The sequence below is a fragment of the Pseudomonas frigoris genome, from assembly GCF_047758635.1.
GTDB lineage: Bacteria > Pseudomonadota > Gammaproteobacteria > Pseudomonadales > Pseudomonadaceae > Aquipseudomonas > Aquipseudomonas frigoris.
Genome location: NZ_CP180479.1, coordinates 2,136,475 through 2,159,309, shown reverse-complemented (window position 1 = coordinate 2,159,309; position 22,835 = coordinate 2,136,475). Strand labels below are relative to the sequence as shown.

Here is a 22,835-nt window from a genome sequence, read left to right as displayed (position 1 = left end):
AAAGATCGCAGCCTCGTTTCACTCGACAGCTCCTACAGGGGACCGTGGTGCTCCCGTTTATGCGATTGCCAAACGGCGTTCCAACAGGTCTTCAAGCTCATCCAGCAACTCATCACCGCGCAGCAGTTCGTAGTGCCCACCCACCAACAAGCGATCAACGCCATGGCTACCGACCTGGGCCTCGAACACCTGACGTTCGTCGTCGCGCTCGGCCACCCACCAGCGATGCGCCGTGACCTGGATCGCCGGCAGTTGCCGATGCGCCAGCGCCAGTTGCTTGAGGCGTGAGCCGGTGGCGAAGATCTGCGTGAGTTCCCCAGCCCCCAACGCCGCTTGCTCATTGGAACCGTGCATGGCCGCCTCGATCACCGCCGTGGAACCTTCGCGCTCATTCAAGTCAGCGGCTTTCAGCGCAATCAGCGCCTGAGCCTCATCGGCCGGCAGACCGAGCACAAATTTCAGGAAGTCGCCCAGGTCCTCGCGCCAGTCCCCCGCTTCTGCGGTGCCCGCCACGTAGCTGTCGACCAGTCCGGCAAACGCGACCGTCTCACCCCGGGTTTCCAGTTCGTGAGCAACCAGTTGCGTCAACGCCCCGCCCAACGACCAACCCAGCAAGTAATACGGCCCCTTGGCCTGCTGACTGCGAATCCGTTGCGCATAGGCCTGCGCCATCGCCAGCAGTGATTCGTCCTGCCAGTGCGGGTCAAGCAGCATGCGGCATTGCACGCCGTAGACCGTGCGCCGTCCTTCCAGTCGACGGGCCAGCGGTTCGTAGTCGAACACCGTGCCGAAACCGGCGTGCAGGCAGAACAGCGCCGGCACGTTCGGGATCCGCGCATTCAGCGCCAGCAACGGGTCCGGCGCAGACGCCGGCTCGGCCGCCTGATAGCCGCTAAGTTCGGCGATGCACGGCTTCTGCATCAGATCCCGCAGCTTCAATTCAAAGCCCAGTTGCGGCTGGCTGCGCACCCGCGAGATCACTTTGAGCACCTGCAACGAGTCGCCGCCCAGTTCAAAGAAGTTGTCGTCGATGCCCACTTGCGGCACGCCCAGCACCTCTTGCCAGATCGCGGTCAGCGCCATTTCCAGATCGTTGCGCGGCGCGCGATAACCGCCGAGAGCCCATTCAGGCGTAGGCAATGCGCGACGGTCGAGCTTGCCATTGGCCGACAGCGGGAAGCGCTCCAGCACCATGATCCGCGCCGGCACCATGTAGTCCGGCAGTTGCGCTTGCAGTTCAGACTTCAAGCGGCGATCAAGCCCAACAGCACCGGCAGCGACCACATAACCCACCAATTGCTTGCCGGTCGGCGTGTCGTGCACCACCACGGCGGCATCCTGCACCCCGGCGCAGTCGCGCAGGCGGGCTTCGATTTCGCCCAGTTCGATGCGGAAACCACGGATCTTCACTTGCTGGTCGAGACGCCCCAGGTAGTCGATCAACCCGCACTCGCGCTGGCGCACCAGGTCGCCGGTGCGGTACATGCGGCCACCGGCCTCGAACGGGTCAGGGATGAAACGCTCGGCGCTCATGCCGGGACGCTGGTGATAACCACGCGCCAGGCATTCTCCGCCCAGGTACAACTCGCCGCTGACACCGACCGGTAACGGATTGAGGTCGGCATCCAGCACGTACAAGCCACGCCCGGCCACACCACGACCAATCGGCGCATACGCCGCGTCGCAGGTTTCGCTTACCTCGGCACGCCACAACAGAGGCGTGACCACGGTCTCGGTCGGACCGTAACCGTTGACCAGACGCTGCGGACGCAAGGCGCGTTTGACCTGCTCGAAACTGGCCTCCGGCACCGCATCACCGCCAAAGCAATACACCTCGACCGCCGGTGGATTGCCCAAACGTTCAGCCACCTCGGCCATCTGTTGCAGGTACGCCGGCGGGAAGCAGGCCACGGTGACGCCGTGACGATGCAACACTTCCAGGGTTTGCTCCGGGGTCCACAAACTGTCATCGCGGATCACCAGACTGCCGCCGGCCAACAGCACGCTCAGCCAACGTTCCTGAGCGCCATCGAAGGCGAACGACATGAAGTGCAGCTCACGGCTGCGCGGTGCCAGTTCGTAGAGCTCGATGATGCCGCGGCAATGCCGGGCAATCGGACCACGCGCCACGGCCACGCCTTTCGGTTGACCGGTGGAACCGGAGGTGTAAATCAGGTACGCCAGGTGCCCCGGCAACGGTTTGGAAACCGGGAATTCGGTGTTGCCAGCAACGGCCAGTTGATCGAGCAACAGACGTGGCGGGCTGTCGGCCAGGGTCAGTCGTTCGCCCAGATCACTGTCGCAAAGCAACAGGCTGGCGGCCGAATCGCTGAGCATGTAGGCCAGTCGCTCGGCCGGGTACGCCAGGTCCAAAGGCAGATAAGCCGCCCCCGCCTTGAGCACCGCGAGGAACGCAACGATGGTGCGTTCGGAACGCGGCAGCGCCACCGCCACCAGACTTTCCGGGCCAATATCGCGACCGATCAATTGCAGCGCCAACCCATTGGCCTGCGCCTCAAGCTGTGCATAACTGACTTCCCGATCCTCGCAGATCAAGGCGATTGTCTGCGGCTGCGCTTTTACGTGCTGATTGAACGCGTGCAGCAAATCGGCGTTGTCGTCGGACACCTGCGGCAGACTCAAACGCGCCTCAGGCAAACCAATGTTGCCAAGCAGACGCGTGGCATCCTCCGGCAACGCACGCAACAAACCTTCGAGCTGTGCACGAATCCGCTCAACTTCCACGTCACTGAAGCGATCACGCAGGAACAGGTATTCGACTTCCAGGCCTTCTTCGTTGGCGCTGACCATCAAGTCCATCGGGAAGTTGGTCACCCCGCCACTGCCGACTTCGGCAAAGCGCAGCTCACCTTCCTCGCCCCCTTTCAAGGCGCGGTCCACCGGATGGTTTTCGAACACGATGATGCTGTCGAACAAGCCCTGACCACCCTGCCCGGCCCAGCGCTGAATGTCCGACAACGGCGTGTGCTCGTAGTCGCGGACCATCAGGTTGTAATCCTGCAAGGCACGCAACCACTCGCCCAACGGCTGTTGCGGATCGAGGGTCTGGATCACCGGCAAGGTGTTGATGAACAGACCGAGCATGTCCTGCGCGCCGACCAACCCGGTCGGACGCCCCGCCACCGTGGCGCCGAACGCGACACTGCGTTGGCCGCTGTGGCGTTGCAGCAGCAACAGCCACGCGCCTTGCACCAGTGTGTTGAGGGTCACGCGCTGACGCTTGGCGAAGCTGTGCAGTTTGCGCGTCGCCTCGGCGTCGAGGTTACTGTACATCACGCCGTGACCGGAGCCTGTCGCACCGGAAGCCTTGGCCAGAATGGTCGGTGCTTCGAGCAACGCCAGGCGCTCGCGCCAGAACCCTTGCGCCTGCGCACCGTCCTGGTGTTGCAGCCAGGCGATGTAGTCGGCGTAACGACCGGTCAGGGTTGGCAGGCTGTCGTTGTGGTACAGGCGCAGCATGTCGCCCAGCAGACGCGAGGCACTCCAGCCGTCCAGCAACAGGTGATGGTAGATCCAGATCATCTGGTAACGGTCATCACCCAGGCGAACCAGGATGAAACGCATCAATGGCGGGCAGCTCAGGTCGAAGCCTTTGGCTTGTTCCGCTGCGGCCAGTTCACTCAGCGCCTGCTCAGTATCGGTACGCTCGCGCCAGTCGAGTTCTTGGATCGGCAACTCGACGTCAGCGAACACCGCTTGCAGCGGATCGGCCAACCCATCGCGCCAGCGGAACGCGGCGCGCAGCACTTCATGACGCTCGACCAGCGTTTGCCACGCCGCGCGGAAACGCGGCACCTGCAAACCGTCCACCGCTACGCTCAACTGGTTGACGTAGGGGTTCAGCTCTGGCGAATCGAGGCAATGGAAAAGCATGCCTTGCTGCATCGGCGACAGCGGATAGAGATCTTGCAGCCCTTCACGGGCGGCGATGTCGATGTGCGGCACCAGCGCAAAAGCAGGGACATTCGGCGCTTCAACCAACGCCGCTTCACGACTGGTCGCCACCGCAGCGAGTGCACGAATGGTTTGCTGTTCGAACAGTTGCTTCGGACTGAACACCAGCCCGCGCTGCCCGGCACGACTCACCGCTTGCAGCGAGATGATCGAGTCACCGCCGAGCTCGAAGAAGTTCTCGGTAACACCCACCGACTCCAGCCCCAACAGCTCTTGCCAGATCGCCACCAGCAACGCTTCGGCTGGCGACGCAGCGGCCACCTGATCGTGGTTCTGCCGAGTGGCTTCAGGCGCTGGCAGGCCCTGGCGATCAAGCTTGCCGTTCGGCGTCAGCGGCAACGCGGCCAGGCACATCAAATGCGCCGGCAGCATGTGCGCCGGCAGACGGCTGCGCAGGTGCAACGTCAGCGCTTCACGCAAATCATGCTCATCGGCGAGCGGATCGCGGGGCACCACGTAGCCAACCAATTGGCGACTGACCGGGCCTTCGCGATCAATCACGAAGGCTTCACGCACGCCTTCGTGTTCCAGCAGGCAGGCTTCGATTTCGCCGAGTTCGATACGGAACCCGCGAATCTTCACTTGCTGGTCGATACGACCGAGGTATTCAACAACGCCGTCGGCACGGAACCGCGCGAGGTCGCCACTGCGGTACAAACGTGCGCCCGGCACAAATGGATCCGGCACGAAGCGTTCAGCGGTCAGGTCCGGACGTTGATGGTAACCCCGCGCGACGCCCTCGCCGCCCAGGTACAACTCACCCGCCACGCCAACCGGCAACGGCTGCAAGCCGCCGTCCAGAATATAGGCGCTGCGGTTGCCGACTGGCCGGCCAATGGGCATGAACGCCGAGTCGAATTCGGTATCCGGATACGCCAGCCAGATCAGCGGCGTGATCACCGTTTCGGTCGGGCCGTAGCCGTTGATCAGGCGCTTGGGTTGCAGCACCTGCTGGACCTCGTCGAACGCATGTTTGGCCATGCCTTCACCGCACGGGGTGTAGGAACGGATCGGCAGATCACGCCCCGCCTCGCCCATGAAATCGGCGATCTGCGACAGATAGGTCGGGGTGAAGCAGGCGATGGTGATGCCGTGCTTTTCAATCTCGGCGCAGGTGCGTTCCACGCTCCACAACTCGTCATCGCGCGGCATCACTGCCGAACCGAACACCAGCGGCGTGAGCCAGCGCTCGTGGGCGCCGTCGAAGCTGATCGAGGCAAATTGCAGCTCGCGATCGTCCGGGGTCATGCCGTACAACTCGCCGATCGACAGGCAATGCATGGCCAGCGGACCATGGGCCACGCTGACGCCTTTCGGCCGGCCGGTGGAGCCCGAGGTGTAAATCAGGTACGCGAGGTTTTCGCCGCAGGTCAGGTTGACCGGGTTGGTTTCAGCCATCGAGTCCAGCGCCTCACGGTCGACTTCCAGCACCGACAGGCCTTCCGGCAAGGGCAGTTTTTCCCGCAGCCACGATTGACTGATCAGCAGCGAAATGCCGCTGTCTTCCATCAGATAACGCAGTCGTTCGGCCGGGTACGCCGGGTCCAGCGGCACGTAAGCGCCGCCGGCCTTGAGGATCGCCAGCAGGCCAATGATCATCTCGGGTGAACGCTGCATCGCCAGGCCGACCCGCACTTCCGGGCCGATGCCCAGTGCGCGCAAGCGATGGGCCAATTGGTTGGCGCGACGGTTGAGTTGGTCGAAGCTCAATTCCAGATCGTTGAAGATCAGCGCCGTGGCGTCCGGTCGAACAACGGCCTGGGCCTCGATCAACTGATGCACGCAGAGCGGGTTTTCCGTCGCGGTGAACGGCGGGTTCCACTCCACTAACTGTTGCGCACGTTCCGGCGCGGTCAGCAGGTCCAGTTCACTCAATGCAGTGTCTGGCGCAGCGACCATCGCCGCCAGCAACGCGGCCAGATGCTCGCTCATGCGGGCAATCGCCTCGCCGCTGAAGTGGGCGCACTGGTAGCTCCAGTTCAGGCTGAGCTGGCTTTCGGCAGTGGCCGACAGGGTCAGCGGGAAGTTGGTGCGTTCGTGGTTCTGCGGGATCGAGAAGCTCAAACCGGCCGGCGCACCCTGCTGCAAGGCTTCAGCCACCGGGAAGTTTTCGAACACCAGCAGGCTGTCGAACAGCGGCTCGCCGGCACGCCCGGCCCAACGCTGAATGTCACCCAATGCGGTGAATTCATGCTCACGCAGTTCCAGGTTCTGCGCCTGCAAGCGGCTCAGCCACTGGGTGACGCTTTCGACCGCGTCTGGCGTGCTGATCACCGGCAAGGTGTTGATGAACAGTCCGAGCTGACTTTCAGCACCCGGCAAGTCCACCGGACGCCCCGCCACGGTCGCGCCGAAGGCGACGCTGCGTTGACCGCTGTAGCGTTGCAGCAAGAGTGCCCATGCGCCCTGGACCAAGGTGTTGAGGGTGACCTTTTGCTGACGGGCAAACTCGCTAAAGCGTTTGCTGGTGGCGACATCGAAGGTCTGACGATGGTCGGCAAATTCCGCCGTTGACAGGTTTTTACTGTCGCCATGGGCCAGGCTCTGCGCCAACAGGGTCGGGTTGTCGAGGGTCGCCAGTTGCTCGCGCCAGAAGATCTCGTCGGCGTGGGCATCCTGACGTTGCAGCCAGCCAATGTAATCGGCAAAACGCCCAATCGGCGCCTGCACGTCTTGCCCGGCATAACGCTGCAAGACTTCGCTCAACAACAGCGAGTTACTCCAGCCATCGAGCAACAAGTGATGGTGGGTGTAGATCAGTTGCTGACGCTCATCGTCAAGTCGTACCAGGGTCAAACGCATCAACGGCGCGCGAGTCGAATCGAGCTGCAAGCGTTCGCTGTCGATCAGTTGAACCAACGCTTCGGCCTGATCGCTGCGGCTGCGCCAGTCGAGGCAAGTCAGCGGCAATTGCAGGTGACGATGCACCAATTGCACCGGCGCTTCAAAACCGTCAGGGAAGTGGAAGCTGCTGCGCAGGATCGGATGGGTGTCGAGCACCGCTTGCCAGGCGCGACCCAGTCGATCGGCATCCAGGCCGCGGGCTTCGACGCTGAGCTGGTTCACGTAGGCGCCGGACTTCGACTCGTACAGGCTGTGGAACAGCAAACCGGCCTGCATCGGCGACAGCGGATACAGGTCCTCGATTTGCGCCGGAGGCACTGACAGACCATCGAGTTGCGCTTGAGTCAGACGCGCCAACGGGAAGTCCGCCGGGGTCACGCCGCCCGCGCCATCGCTCAGGCAATGGGCGATCAACGCCAGCAACTCACCGCGGAAATCCGCCGCCAGCGCTTCGATCTCGCGCAGGTCGAAGCATTCGCGGCTGAAGGTCCAGTCGAGTTTCAGTTCACCCCCATAGACCTGACCGTCCACCGATAGCCAGTTCGGCAACGGTGCGTCAGCCGATTGCGCGGCGCCGCTGGATTCGCGGGCCGGAGTGAACAGTGCGTCATCGGCAAAGCTCTGGTCGAACTGGCCGAGGTAGTTGAACGTCACGCGTGCTTGCGGCAACGCTGCCAGCGCCGCTTGGGTCGCGGCATCGCCCATGTAGCGCAACAGGCCGTAGCCCATGCCTTTACCCGGGATTTCGCGCAGTTGCTGCTTGATCGCCTTGATCGAACCCGAGAGGTCGGCGGTCGGCGTCAGGCGTACCGGGAACAGGCTGGAGAACCAGCCGACGGTGCGGGTCAGGTCGATGTCATCGAACAGCTCTTCGCGGCCATGGCCTTCGAGTTGAATCAGCGCCGATTCGTGGCCGGTCCAGCGGCTGAGGGTACGGGCCAATGCGGTCAGCAGCAGGTCGTTGACTTGCGTGCGATAGATCGCCGGGGCCTGTTGCAGCAACTGGCGAGTCTGCTCGCGGTCAAGACCGATGCTCACACCTTGGCGCAGATGCCCGGCCTGACTGGCTTGAGCGTTGGCGGCTGGCAGCGAATCATTGGCGACGCTCAGTTGCGCCTGCCACCAGTTCAGTTCGCCGGCAGCGGTTTCGGAACGGGCATAGGCGTCAAGCTTGTCGGCCCAGGCCTGGAACGCACTGGTCTTCGGTGGCAATTCTTGCCCTCGGTAAGCGGCCTGCAAATCTTCCAGCAACACCCGCCAGGACACACCGTCCACCGCCAAGTGGTGGATCACCAACAGCAATCGCTGGGAACCATCCGCCTGGGCGATCAAAGCCACGCGCAGCAGCGGACCGTCTTGCAGACTGAGGCTGCGCTGGGCTTCATCGCACACCGATTCCAGCGAGGCATCGCTGGCTACGCGAGCGGTCCAGAGCATGTCGATGACGTCGGCGCTGTCGGCCCCGACATAACGCGCCGACCATTGGCCGTCGACCTGACTGAAGCGCAAACGCAGCGCGTCGTGTTGCTTGAGAAGACGTTGCAGCGCGGCTTGCAGGCGCGGCAATTCGAGGGTTTCGCGTGGAGTCAGCAGCACGGCCTGGTTCCAGTGCGCACGCTGCGGAATCGGCTCGTCGAAGAACCAACGCTGGATCGGCGTGAGTATTTGCACACCGTCCACCGGCCCTTGTTGCGCCAACGGTGCCGCCTGTTCTTTCACTACCGCAGCCAGCGCTTGCAAGGTCTGCTGCTGGAACAGGTCGCGCGGTTGCAGGCTCAGGCCGGCACGACGGGCACGGCTGACCACTTGAATCGAAATGATCGAGTCGCCGCCCAGCTCAAAGAAGTTGTCCTGACGCCCGACCTGCTCCACGCCCAACACGTCCTGCCAGATCTGCGCCAGCAGCTGTTCATGTTCGCTGCGTGGCGCTTCGAACGCGCGCGGGCTGACCTGTGCGATCGGCGCGGGCAGGCGTTTGCGGTCGAGTTTGCCGTTAGGGCTCAGCGGCATCTGCTCGATCAGCACGGTCTGCGCCGGCACCATGTAATCCGGCAGGCTGGCGAGCAAATGGCTTTTCAGGGTTTCGCGCCACACACCTTGTTGCTCGGCATCGACGTCCAGCAGTGCGCGATTTTGCGGCACCAGGTACGCGACCAATTGCTTACCGCTCGGGCCATCGAGGGCCAGCACCACGGCTTCCTGCACGTCGGCATGTTCTTGCAGGCGCGCTTCGATTTCCCCCAGTTCGATGCGCAAACCGCGAATCTTCACTTGATGGTCGATACGCCCGCAGTAGTCGATGGCGCCATCAGCGCGATAGCGCGCCAGGTCACCGGTGCGATACAGGCGCTCGCCGCTGCCGAACGGGTCGACCACGAAACGCTCGGCGGTCAGCGCGCCACGGCGGTGATAACCGCGAGCCAGACCGACACCGCCCAGGTACAACTCACCCACCGCGCCCAGCGGCAACGGTTGCAGTTCGCTGTCGAGGATGCAGGTGCGCAGGTTGGCGATCGGGCGGCCGATCGGCACGCTGTCGCGGCCCTCTTCCACGCAGGTCCAGTGGGTCACGTCGATGGCCGCTTCGGTCGGGCCATAGAGGTTGTAGAGATTGGCTTGCGGCAGGCTGCGCAGGGTCTGGCGTTGCAGTTCCATTGGCAGCGCTTCACCACTGCAAATGATCCGTTGCAGCGAGGTGCAGGCCAGCGCTTCGTCGGCACCGATGAATGCGGAGAGCATTGACGGCACAAAGTGCAGCGTGGTGATCGCCTGTTCGACGATCAACGCAGCAAGGCGTTGCGGATCGCGGTGCTCGCCGGGGGCGGCGATGACCAGCGTTGCGCCCTTCATCAGCGGCCAGAAAAACTCCCACACCGACACGTCGAAACTGAACGGCGTTTTTTGCAGCACGCGGTCAGTCGGCAGCAGGTTGTAGGCTTCCTGCATCCACTCCAGACGGTTATGCAGCGCCACATGGCGGTTGCCCGCGCCCTTGGGTTTGCCGGTGGAACCGGAGGTGTAAATCACATAGGCGAGGTTTTCTGCGACAGCAAGGTTGGGCAGATCGGAACCTGGCAAGTCGCTCAGCCAATCGGCGTCGGCGTGCAGGCACAAGGTGCGCACGTTGTCCGGGGTCGGCAGTTGCGCCAGCAGATGTTCCTGAGTCAGCAACAACGAAATGCCGCTGTCTTCGATCATGTAGCTCAGGCGATCAATCGGGTATTCCGGGTCCAGCGGCACATAGGCGCCTCCGGCCTTGAGAATCGCCAGCAGGCCGACGACCATTTCAAACGAGCGGTCGCAGGCAATTCCCACCAGCACTTCAGGGCCAACACCCTGGGCGCGCAAGTGATGGGCCAAGCGGTTGGCGCGCAAATTCAGCTCGGCGTAACTCAGGCTGCGGCCCTGGAACACCAGCGCTGTCGCCTCCCCGTTTTCTGCCACGCGCGCTTCGAAATGCCGCTGCACGCAGACTTCACTCGGATAAGCCTGAGCGGTGTCGTTGAGGTCGTCCAGAATGCGCAGGCGCTCGTCGGCATCCAGCAATGGCAACTCGGCGAGCGGGGATTGCGGGCTCGCCAGCACACCGGCCAACAAATTCCGCCAATGACGCGCTAAATGCTCGATGCGCTCGGCATCGAACAAATCGGTGGCGTACGTCAGGCTGGCGAACAGCTTGTCGCCCTCTTCCTGAGTGTCCAGTTGCAGGTCGAATTGCGTGGTGTGCGCCGTGGCGTTCAGCGCTTCGACGCGCAGACCGGCGAGCAAACCGCTGACCGCCGCCGGTTTGGCTTGCTGGTGGTTGAACATCACCTGGAACAATGGGCTGTGGCTGAGGCTGCGCTCACTTTGCAGCGCCTGCACCAGACGCTCGAACGGTAAGTCCTGATAATCCTGGGCATCCAGCGAAGCAGCGCGGGTCTGGTCGAGCAATTGGCTGAATGGCAGACGTCCGTCCAGTTCAGCACGCATCACCTGGGTGTTGACGAAGAAACCGATCAGGCCACGGGTTTCCGCACGATTACGGTTGGCAATCGGCACGCCGACCCGCAGGTCGGACTGGCCGCTGTAGCGATAGAGCAAGGCCTGGAAACTCGCCAGCAACAGCATGAACGGCGTGACACCGCGCTGTTTGGCCAGGCTCATCAAACCGCTGGCCAAGGTCGCATCGAGGGCGAAATCCAGACGCGCACCGCGCTGACTCGGTTGCGCCGGACGCGGACGGTCTGTCGGCAATTCGAGCAGCGGTTGTTCGCTGCCCAGTGTTTCACGCCACCAGTTGAGTTGACGCTCCAGTTCCCCCGCTTCCATCCAGCGGCGTTGCCACAGGGCGTAGTCGGAATACTGAATCGGCAGCGCTTCCAGCGCTGCATTCTGCCCTTGGCAATGCGCGGCGTAGAGCCGGGAAAACTCCTCGACCAACACGCCCATCGACCAACCATCGGTGACGATGTGATGCAGGGTCAGCAACAGCACATGGTCTTCGGTATCGAGTTGCAACAGGCTAACCCGCAACAGCGGGCCGTGCTGAAGATCGAACGGCCGGGCGATGTCTTGCTCCACCGCTTTCATCGCGAGACCGAGACGCTGATCTTGAGGTTCGGCGCGCAGGCTGATCTGTTCGATTGGCAGCGAAGTGAACTCAGCCAGCGTCTGAACAACTTGACCGTCATCTTCGACAAATCGGCTGCGCAAACTCTGATGCCGCTCCAGCAGCACGTCGAAGCTCTGCTGCAACGCCGCGACCTTCAGCGGCCCATACAAACGTAGCGCGGCTGGAATGTTATACGCCGAGCTTTGCGGATCAAGCTGCCAGAGGAACCATTGGCGCTGCTGCGCATACGACAGTTCGAACGTCGCTTGCGGCTCAGCTGCGGGCGGAATCGGTAGTTGGCCAAAACTCACGCCCTGCTCTTGCATGCGTTGCAGAAACTCGCGGCGCTTGTCGGCAGGCAGGCCGGCGAAGCGGCTGGCGATACGCTGGGCAGTGGTGTGTTCCATCAGTTGATCTCCATCTCGTCGAGAAGCGACTCAAGCGCATCAAGACGTGCATCGTTGTCAGCCGGGGCGTGTTGCCCGGCCATGGCGGCATAAGCCTGAAGGTCGGTGGATTCGAACAGCGCGCGCAGCGGCAGCTCGATGCCCAGTTCCAGCTCCACGCGGGCACTGGCCTGGGCGGCGAGTAGCGAATGCCCGCCCAATTCAAAGAAGTTGTCGCGCCGGCCGATCTGCGCCACGCCCAGCACGCTGGCCCAGATGTCTGCCAGTTGCCGTTCGAGGTCGCTCTCGGGGGCTTCGAACGGGCGTTGCCATTCCTGCGCGTCAGGCACTGGCAAAGCCTTGCGGTCGAGCTTGCCGTTGCCGGTCAACGGCAAGGCATCGAGCAGCAGCCAGTGGCTCGGCACCATGTAGTCCGGCAGATCCACCTTGAGCGCGGCGCGCAAGTTGTCGCGCCAGGCGATTGGATCATGCGGGGTTTGCTCGGCGACCACGTAGGCGCACAGTTGCGGACCGCCATCGCCGGTATGCACGCTCAACACGGCTTGGCGCACGCCCGGTTGCGCCAGCAGCGCGGCTTCGATTTCACCCAGTTCGATGCGGAAGCCACGGATCTTCACTTGCTGGTCAATCCGCCCGAGGTAATCGATGCTGCCGTCGGCACGCTGACGCGCCAGGTCGCCGCTGCGATAAAGGCGTTGCGACGCATCGAATGGGCTCGGAACGAAGCGCTCGGCAGTCAGGCCGAAACGCCCGTGATAACCACGGGCCAAACCAGCGCCGGCGATGTACAACTCGCCCGCCACACCCACCGGCACCGGTTGCAACTGGCTGTCGAGCAAGTACCAGCGCAGGTCGCGGATCGGCAGGCCGATCGGGCTCTGGGCCTTGCTGTCGAGGTCGGCCAGGCGGATCGCACGGTAGGTCACGTGCACCGTGGTTTCGGTGATGCCGTACATGTTGACCAGGGTTGGCTGTTGGTCGCCGAAGCGCTCGAACCATGGACGCAGGCTCGCGACTTCCAACGCTTCGCCACCGAAAATCACCTGACGCAGCGCCAGTTTTCGCTCGCTGGCGCATGCAATCGGCAACAACTGGCGGAACGCAGTCGGGGTCTGGTTCAACACCGTCACGCCTTCATCACAGAGCAAGCGATGGAACTCTTGCGGCTCGCGGCTGATGTAATACGGCACGATCACCAGACGCCCGCCAGTGCACAGCGAACCGAACAGCTCCCACACCGAGAAGTCGAACGCGTAGGAGTGGAATAGCGTCCAGACATCGTCCGGGTCGAAGTTGAACTCGGCAGCGGTGGCCGTGAGCAGACGCCCGACGTTGCCATGACTGAGCAATGCGCCCTTCGGCCGACCGGTGGAACCGGAGGTGTAGATGACGTAGGCGAGGTTTTCCGCGGTGGCTAGCGCTGGCAAGTTGTCGTCGCTGAAGGCCTCCAGTTGCAACGACTCCAGGCTCAGCACTTGCACGCCGTCGCGGGCCGGCAAGCCATCGATCAAGTGTTGTTGGGTCAGCAGCAACGTGATGCCGCTGTCTTCGATCATGTAGCTCAAGCGCTCGGCCGGGTATTGCGGGTCGAGCGGTACATAGGCGCCACCGGCCTTGAGAATCGCCAGCAACCCGACCACCAGCGGCATCGCCCGTTCGGTGGCGATGCCAACCCGGACTTCGGGGCCGACGCCCTGTTCACGCAGTTTGCGCGCCAGCCGGTTGGCCTGAGCGTTGAGCGCGGCGTAGGTCAGTTGCTCGCCTTCGTAGACCAGTGCGATTGCGTTCGGCCGTTGTGCGGCTTGAACTTCGAACAAGTCGTGCAAGGTTGGCGACGGCGGTTGCGCCTGGAACGTCGGGTTCCAGTGCTGGATCAGCGCATCGCGTTGTGTTGCTTTGAGCAATGGCAGTTCGGCGACGCGCTGTTGCGGATCTTCGACCACCGCTCGCAGCAGGTTCAGCCACTGCTCGGCGAGGCGGTTCATCGACGCCTCGTCGTACAGGTCAGTGGCGTAGGTCAGGCTGGCGTCCAGCGTTTCGCCCTGCTCCTGAGTATCCAGCACCAGATCGAATTGCGTGGTGTGTTGCTGCCAGTGCAGACGCTCGACCTGCAAGTCGGCGACGGTGCGCTCGACGCTCGCGCCCAGTTGTTGCTGGTGGTTGTAGAGCACCTGGAACAATGGGCTGTGATTGAGGCTGCGGTCGGGCTGCAAGGCGTCGACCAACTGCTCGAACGGCAAGTCCTGGTTAGCCTGCGCGCCCAATGCCACGCGCTTGACCTGTTGCAGCAAGGTGCTGAAGGACTGCTGACCATCGATCTCCGCACGCAGCACTTGAGTGTTGATGAAGAAGCCAATCAGGCCTTCGGTTTCCAGACGCGAACGCCCGGCGCTCGGCACGCCGACGCTGATGCGGGGCTGCCCGCTCTGGCGATGCAGCAAGGCCTGGAAACTCGCCAGCAACAGCATGAACAACGTCACTTGTTGCTCCTGGGCACGTTCATGCAAACCGACCAACAACTCGCGATCAACGTTCAGCACCAGGCTGGCGCCGCGCTCGGTGCGACGGGCCGAACGGGTCAGTTCACTCGGTAATTCCAGCGGTGTCTGGCTGCCAGCCAGTTGCTCGCGCCACCACGTCAGTTGGCGTGCGCCCTCCCCAGCCTCCAGCCAGTCACGCTGCCAACGGGCGTAGTCGCTGTAGTTCACCGGCAGACTCGACAGGTTCGCAGCCTTGCCTTCGACGGCAGCCTGATACAGCGCGCTGAATTCATCGACCATGACCTGCATCGACCAGCCATCGGCAGCGATGTGGTGCACGGTGAGCACCAGCACGTGTTCGTCGGTGTTCACTTGCAGCAGCAACACGCGCCACAGCGGGCCGTTGCGCAAGTCGAACGGCCGGGCGATTTCTTCGGCTACGGCATTGTCGATCGATGACTGATCGAGTGTGCGTTCATCCAGTTGCAGCGCCAGATTGTCGTGCAGCACCGGACGCGCCTGCTGGCCGTCCTGTTCGAAGGTTGTGAGCAGGGTTTGGTGACGGGCCTGCAATTGCGTAAAGGCTTCGCGCAGGGCTTCGCGGTTCAGCGAGCCCTTGAGGCGTAGCGCGGCGGGAATGTTGTAGGCCGAGCTTTGTGGGTCCAGCTGCCAGAGAATCCATTGGCGCTGTTGGGCGTAAGACAGGATCTGCGGCTGACCGACCGTTGCACGTTGCAGCACCGGTTGGTCGCTGACGTTCGCCAGTGCTGCACGCTCGGCAAATTCCGCCAGATTCGCGGCGCAGAACAGACTGCTCACCGTCAGTTCGAGCTGCAATTGCTGACGCACCCGAGAGATCACCTGAAGCACCAGCAACGAGTGCCCGCCCAGTTCGAAGAAGTTGTCGTCACGTCCCACGCGTTCGACCTGCAACACGTCCTGCCAGATCAGCGCGAGTTGCGTTTCCAGCCCTTCGGCGGGGGTCACGAATTCGCGTTTCGCATCGCCCGCTTCAGCACGCGGCAGGGCTTTGCGGTCGAGTTTGCCGTTGTTGTTGAGCGGCAGTTTGGCCAGCAGGATCAGGTGATTCGGCACCATGTATTCCGGCAACGACTGACGCAGAACGGCTTTGAGTCCTTCCAGATATTCGGCCTGAGAAACCGTCGCGCCGCTGGCCACGACATACGCCACCAGTTGCGTGCCGTCCTGAGCGATGACCGCCGCTTCGCGCACGTCCTCCCGGGCTTGCAGGCAGGCTTCGATCTCGCCCATTTCAATGCGGAAACCGCGAATCTTCACTTGATGGTCGATGCGGCCGACGTATTCCAGATTCCCTTCAGCGTTGTAGCGCGCCAGATCGCCGCTGCGGTACAGCCGCACGCCCGGTTCACGGGCGAACGGGTCCGGCAGGAAGCGTTCAGCGGTCAGCGCCGGGCGGTCGAAGTAGCTCTGAGCGAGGCTGGCCGGCGCGCCGATGCACAGTTCACCGACGCCACCGTTGGGCAACAACTGACCGGCCGCGTCCAGCACATACAGCGCGCGACCGGCGATGGCTCGTCCAATCGGGATGCCAAACGCGTCGCTGGCATCTTCGAGATGGCATTCATGAATGCTGGACACCACAGTCGCCTCGGTCGGGCCGTAGGTGTTGAGCAAACGCACGTGGCTCAAACCGGCCTGATGCCACAAACGCAGACCTTCGACCGACATTGCTTCGCCGCCGACGTGAACCTGGCGCAAATCACCCAAGTTGCGCACCACACCGCTCGCACATTCCCGGGCCAGCAAATACCAGTAAGCGGCCGGCAAGTCCGCTACTGTCACGCCTTGCTGGACGATTTCGACGGCGAGGCGGCCGGCGTCCCACACATCGTCGCCGCGCATGATCAACGCCGCACCGACGCACAGCGCCGGGAAGCACTGCTCGACGAAACCATCGAAACTGAAGGTCGCGAACTGCAACACACGGTCCGACGCCAACAGCACCGAATAGTCGGCGGCGGTCTGGCAGAACTCGCGCAGCGCGGCATGGGCGATGGCCACGCCTTTGGGTTGGCCGGTGGAACCGGAGGTGTAGATGATGTAGGCCAGGTCGTCGGCGAGCGCGTGGTTTTGCGGATCGCTGTCGGAGTAGCCGACGTTGTCTTCGAGGCTGAGACGTAGCACGCCTGGCACGTCTTCCAGCAGACCGGACTCGCACAGCAGCACGTCGAGGCGGCTGTCGTCGATCATGTAGGCCAGGCGTTCAGCCGGGTATTTCGGGTCCAAAGGCACATAAGCCGCGCCGGTTTTGAGCACCGCCAGCAGGCTGATGATCAGTTGCGGACCACGCTTCAGCGCCAGACCGACGCGCTTGCCGGGACCGGCGCCGTTTTCAAGCAGACGATGGGCCAGACGGTTGGCCTGCGCGTTCAGTTGACCGTAGCTCAGGGATTGACCGTCGACCTGCAACGCCATCGCGTCTGGGGTAGCGGCGGCCTGAGCCGCGATTTGTTCGTGCGCCAAAAGTGCTGTGGATAACTCAACTGCCGCCGGTTGACTGACAGAGAGCACCGTATTTTTTCCGGCCTCATCGAGTAACTCCAGCGTGCCCAATGCCGCGTCCGGCAGCGCCACCAATTGCACCAGCAGGTGCTGCAAACTGGCCGACAACTCAGCGACCTGCGCCGCACTGAACCGCGCCGCGTCATAGCTGAAGTCCAGGCTAAGGCCTTCGCCCAGTTCGATGCCCAAGGTCAGCGGATAGTGCGTGCGCTCGTGGCTGTGCAGGTTGCCGAACGACAACCCGGCCGGCGCGCCCTGTTTCAGCGCCTCGGCCACCGGGAAGTTTTCGAACACCAGCAGGCTGTCGAACAGCGCCGAACCCTGCTGCCCCGCCCAGCCCTGAATGTCGTAAAGCGGCACATGCTCGAACTCCCGCATGGCCAGATTCAGCCCTTGCAGCTCGCCCAGCCATTGGCTGACGGTTTGATCCGGCTTCATCGCGCACACCAGCGGCAGCGTGTTGATGAACAGCCCGAGCTGCTCTTCGATCCCCGGCAGCGGCGCCGAACGCCCGGCGACCGTGGCGCCGAACACCACGCAATCCTGGCCGGTGTAGCGTTGCAGCAACAGGCTCCAGGCCGCTTGCAGCAAGGTGTTGAGGGTGACCTTCTGCTGACGGGCGAACTCGGCCAGACGCTGGGTCGCACGGCTGTCGAGTGCGACGCGATATTCCTCGCTGCCCTCGGCGCCTACCGGTGGCCGCAACGCTTCGGCCAGCAACGTTGGCGCTTGCAGCGGCGCCAATGACGCTTTCCAGAACTGCTCGCCCGCGGCAGCCGATTGCTGCTGCAACCAGCCCAGATAATCGCGGTATTGCCCGGTCGGTGCCGGCAGCGATTGCCCGGCGGCGTAGTGCTGGATCACTTCGGCCAGCAACTGCGCGTTGCTCCAGCCGTCCATCAAAATGTGGTGGCTGGTGTAGATCAGGTGCCAGTCATTGGCGCCCGTGCGGACGAGGTTCAAGCGGAACAGCGGCGCGGTGCCCAGTGCAAAACCCTGGGCGCGTTCGGCGTCGGCCAGCGCATCGGTGTCGGTCGCTGCAAGCACTTCAAGCGGCAACGCGACGTTGCGGACAATTGCCTGATGCGCGGTGTCGAGGCCTTGCCAGTGGAAGCTGCTGCGCAGGATGTCGTGACGCTCCAGCGCGGTTTGCCAGGCTTGGGCGAATCGCTGCGGATCGAGGTCTTGAATGTCGAGGCGCAGCTGACTGATGTAGGCGCCGACTTCGGGTTCGTAGAGGGTGTGGAACAGCATGCCCTGCTGCATCGGCGACAGTGGATAAAGGTCTTCGAGGGTCGAAACAGCAACCGGCAGTGCATCGAGTTGCGCCTGACTGATGCGCGCCAACGGGAAGTCCGACGGTGTGGCTTGCGGCACTTCAACGGCACAGCAGTGATCGATCAGCGCGTTGAGTTCCAGCGCGTAATCGTCCGCCAGACGCTGAATCGTCGTGGTGTCGAACATCTCACGGCTGAAGCCCCAGCTCAGCGACAACTCGCCGCCATAGACCTGGCCTTCGACCGTCAGCCAGTTGCCCAGCGGTGCCGATGGATCCTGCGCCACGCCGTTGCCTTCGGTGGACGGCACAAACATCGCGGCATCGTCGAACTGGCGGTCGAACTGGCCCAGATAGTTGAAGGTGATGCGCGGTTGCGGCAACGCCGCCAGTTCGGCGCGAATCTCCGGTGTGCCGAGGTAGCGCAGCGCGCCATAGCCGAGGCCTTTGTCCGGCACTGCGCGCAGTTGTTCCTTGATGGTTTTGATCGACGCCGATAGATCGGCGCACGGCATCAGATTGACCGGGAACAGGCTGGTAAACCAACCGACGGTACGGGTCAGGTCGATGCCGTCGAACAGGTCTTCGCGACCATGGCCTTCAAGCTGAATCAGCGTGCTGCCCTGCCCGCTCCAGCGGCAAACCGCCCGCGCCAGGGCGGTCAGCAGCAGGTCGTTGACCTGGGTGCGATAGGCCGCCGGGGCCTGTTGCAGTAGTTTGCGGGTTTGCTCGGCGTCGAGTTTGAGTTCGAGTTTGTGTTCGAAGCGGTTTTCCAGCGCACCGTTCGGGTGGTCGCATGGCAGATCGTTCGGTGCGTCGCGCAGTTGGGTTTGCCAGTGACCGAGGCTGTTTTCAAAGGCTGGAAGATGAGCTTGCAGACGGGCAACCCAAAGTTGATAGGTGCTGGTTTTCGCCATCGAAGCATGACTGCCGCTATAGAACTGCTGAAGATCTTCCAGCAGCACGCGCCAGGAAACACCGTCCACCGCCAGGTGATGAATAACCAGCAGCAAACGCTGAGTTGCATCGGCCATCGTCACCAGCAACGCGCGCATCAGCGGGCCATTTTGCAAATCGAGACTGCGCTGGGCTTCGTTGCACAGGGCGTTGAGTTCTTCGACCGATTGCACCTGACGCTGCCACAACACTGATTCAGTGGTCGGCGCGGCATAAGCCTGCTGCCAGCCGTTTTCGGCCTGTTCGTAGCGCAGACGCAAGCTGTCGTGATGGGTCAGTAATTGTTCTAAAGCGCGATCCAGCGCAGCACCGTTCAACGCCTCACGCGGCACCAGCAGCAGCGACTGGTTCCAGTGCTGACGTTCGGGGATCGCTTGCTCGAAGAACCACTGTTGCACCGGCGCCAACGCCACCGCGCCAACCGCTGGACCTTGATCGATCAACGGTTGCTCCCCGTTGCGGGCGGCCTGGGCCAGGCTGCGAATGGTCTGGTGCTGAAACAGGTCTTTGGGGCTCAACACGATCCCGGCCTGACGCGCACGGCTGACCACTTGCATGGAAACGATGGAGTCGCCGCCCAGTTCGAAGAAGTTGTCTTCAAGACCCACATTTTCGATGGCCAACACGTCCTGCCAGATCGCGGCCAGGGATTTTTCCATCTCCGTGCGCGGCGCGACGTGTTCGCGTTGTTGCTGCGAGCCGTCAATCGCCGGCAAGGCCTTGCGGTCGAGTTTGCCGTTGGGGGTCAGCGGCAGGAGTTCGAGGAACAGCAAAAACGCCGGGACCATGTAGTCCGGCAGATGCTGACGCAGTGCAGCTTTCAGGGTGTCACGCAGAGTCGTTTGAGCATCGACATCTTCCAGCAATGCCGGATCGGCCGGCACGATGTACGCGACCAGTTGCTGACCGTTGACACCGTCCTGCGCCAGCACCGCCAGTTCGCGCACAGTGTCCTGCTGCAACAACCGCGCTTCGATTTCACCGAGTTCGATACGGAAGCCACGGACCTTGACCTGATGGTCGATGCGCCCGACGTATTGCAACGTACCGTCGGTCTGATAACGGGTCAGGTCGCCGGTGCGGTACAGGCGCTCGCCATTGCTGGAAAACGGGTTTGGCACATACTTTTCGGCGGTCATGCCCGGACGCGCCAGGTAACCGCGGGTGATGCCGGCGCCTGACAGGAACAGCTCGGCGGACACGCCTTGCGGCACCGGTTGCAGATCAGCATCGAGCAAATAGCTGGCGGTGTGTTTGAGTGGCCGGCCGATGTTTGCGCGGCCAGCGGCCTCGCGGCGGGTCCAGGTCGAATAGGTGGTGTCTTCCGACGGACCGTACAAATCGTAGACATGCTCGACGGTCGACTGCTGATACAACGCGTCCACCAGGCTCTGCTTCAGCGGCTCGCCGGCGAGGTTGATGATGCGCACGCTCGGCGGGATCTGCCCGTCGCGCTGCAACGCATTGATCGCCGACGGCACGGTGTTGATCAGGCGCACCTGATCCCGGGCCGGCAGCTGCGGTAATTCCAGGGCATTGCGGGCGATGATCACCGAGCCGCCGTTGGCGAGGGTCACAAACAGCTCCCACACCGACAGGTCGAAGCACACCGATGTCGAGGCCAATACGCCTTGAATGTCTTCACGGCTGTAGACCGATTTCGACCAGTCGATCAGCGCCAGCACGTTGCGATGGGCAATGGCCACGCCTTTGGGTTTGCCGGTCGAGCCGGAGGTGTAGATCACGTAGGCGAGGTTATCCGGCGTGACGCGGGTCACCGGCGCGCTGCCTGGGTAAGCGGCCCACGCCCTATCGTCCATCAGCAACACTTGGGTGTCGGCGGTGACGGTCAATGTTGCGGCGACAGCTTGCTCGGTCAGCAGCACCAGGGCGCGGCTGTCTTCGAGCATGTAGGCAACACGTTCGGCCGGGTAGTCCGGGTCCAGTGGCACGTATGCACCACCGGCCTTGAGTACCGCGAGCAACGCGACCAACAAGCTGTCGGAACGTTGCATCGCCACGCCGACCCGGACTTCCGGGCCGACACCCAATTCGATCAGCCTGTGGGCCAGGCGATTGGCCTGATTGTCGAGCTCGGCGTAAGTCAGCTGCTTCGTGGCAAAGGTCACCGCCAATGCCGTCGGGTTCGCGGCGACTTGCTGGCTGATCAGCTCATGAATGCACAAGTTCTGCGGGAAGCTTTCGTCAGCGCGATTCCAGTCATGCACGATGCGCTGGTATTCGGCGCTCTCCAGCAGCGGCAAATCACTGATGCGTTGCTGCGAATCACTGACCATCCCGCGCAGCAAATACGTCCAGTGCTGCGCCATGCGCGCGATGGTCGCGGCGTCGAACAGGTCATTGGCGTAAGTCAGCGCGGCGTGCAGCTTGCCGCGCTTTTCATTGGTGTTGAGGTCATAAGTATCGAGGGTCAGATCAAACTGGGTGGTGCGCCCTTCCCACTCGATCACGCCCAGCGCCAGACCGGATGCGGTGCTGACCGTGGAAATGTCCGCGACCTGCGGCTGGTGGTTGTACATCACCTGGAACAGCGGCGTGTGGCTGAGGCTGCGCTCCAGTTTCAGTGCCTCGACCAGGCGCTCGAACGGCAAATCCTGATGGGCCTGGGCACCGAGGGCGGTTTCCTTGATGGCACGCAGCAACTCATCGACCCGGGTCTGACCGTCGAGCTGGGTGCGCAGCACCTGGGTGTTGACGAAGAAGCCGATCAGGCCTTCGATCTCGGCGCGGTTACGGTTGGCGATCGGCACGCCGACGCGAATGTCGGTCTGCCCGGTGTAACGGTGCAGCAGCGCGTTGAAGGCGCCGAGCAACAGCATGAACAGGGTGATGTTGTGTTTCTGCGCCGTGGCCCGCAGTTGCTCGGCCAACTGACCGTCGACGGCGAACTCGTAACGGGTGCCGCGATAGCTCGGCATCGCCGGGCGCGGATGATCGGCAGGCAGTTCCAGCACCGGGTGCTCGTCGCCCAGTTGCGTCTGCCAGTAGTCGAGTTGACGCGCCTGCTCGCCGGCCTCCAGCCATCGGCGTTGCCACAACGCGTAGTCGCTGTACTGGATCGGCAATGGCGCGAGTTGCGGTTGTGCGCCCGCTTCAAAGGCGTCGTAGCAGCGGATGAACTCGTCGATCAGCACGTTCATCGACCAGCCATCGGAAACGATGTGGTGCAAGGTCAGCAAGAGGACGTGTTCCTGCTCGGCGAGTTTGAGCAAGGTGACGCGCAGCAATGGGCCGGTTACCAGATCAAACGGCAGCACCGATTGCTGCTCGGCCGCTTGGGCGACTGCTTGCTCGCGTTCAATGACCGGCAACGCGCTGAAATCCACCTGATCGATGATCAGCGGCGCGCTGGCCGGTACTTGCAGCAACGTGTCGTCGGCCTGGCGCTGGAACACGGTGCGCAGGGTTTCGTGACGTTCAACGAGGCTGGCGAACGCTTGCTCCAGCGCTGACAGGTTCAAACGTCCGGTCAGACGCACCGCGCCCGGCAGGTTGTAGGCGCCGCTGTGCGGGTCCAGCTGCCAGAGAAACCACATGCGCTGCTGGGCGTACGACAACGCCTGGCGATCTTCGGCTTCGACGCTGGCAGGAATGGGAAACCGGGCGAAATCAACGCCTTCCTTTTGCAAGGCCGCGAGGAACATCTGGCGCTTTTCCAGGGGCAACCCGATAAACCGGCGAGCAAGTTTCAAGGAGTCTTCAGCATTCATTTCTTAGCATCCGGATCAGTGGCGGGA

Annotated in this window: 2 protein-coding genes; both read right to left on the bottom strand. The window is 62.9% G+C overall.

Annotation, left to right across the window (positions count from 1 at the left end; translation table 11 throughout):
- Positions 1 to 57: 57 nt before the first annotated feature.
- Complete coding sequence (locus ACMXYH_RS09715) at positions 58 to 11,820, bottom strand: non-ribosomal peptide synthase/polyketide synthase (protein WP_415766945.1); 11,763 nt, start codon at positions 11,818 to 11,820, stop codon at positions 58 to 60.
- A complete protein-coding gene (locus ACMXYH_RS09710; RefSeq protein ID WP_415766944.1) occupies positions 11,820 to 22,808 on the bottom strand; it encodes an amino acid adenylation domain-containing protein in 10,989 nt (3,662 codons plus the stop codon). Before ACMXYH_RS09710 ends, ACMXYH_RS09715 begins: the two co-directional genes overlap by 1 nt.
- Positions 22,809 to 22,835: the final 27 nt, after the last annotated feature.

Coding starts and splice junctions, on each gene's coding strand:
- ACMXYH_RS09715 (WP_415766945.1), bottom strand. CDS start 11,820: ATGGAACACACCACTGCCCAGCGTATCGCCAGCCGCTTCGCCGGCCTG.
- ACMXYH_RS09710 (WP_415766944.1), bottom strand. CDS start 22,808: ATGAATGCTGAAGACTCCTTGAAACTTGCTCGCCGGTTTATCGGGTTG.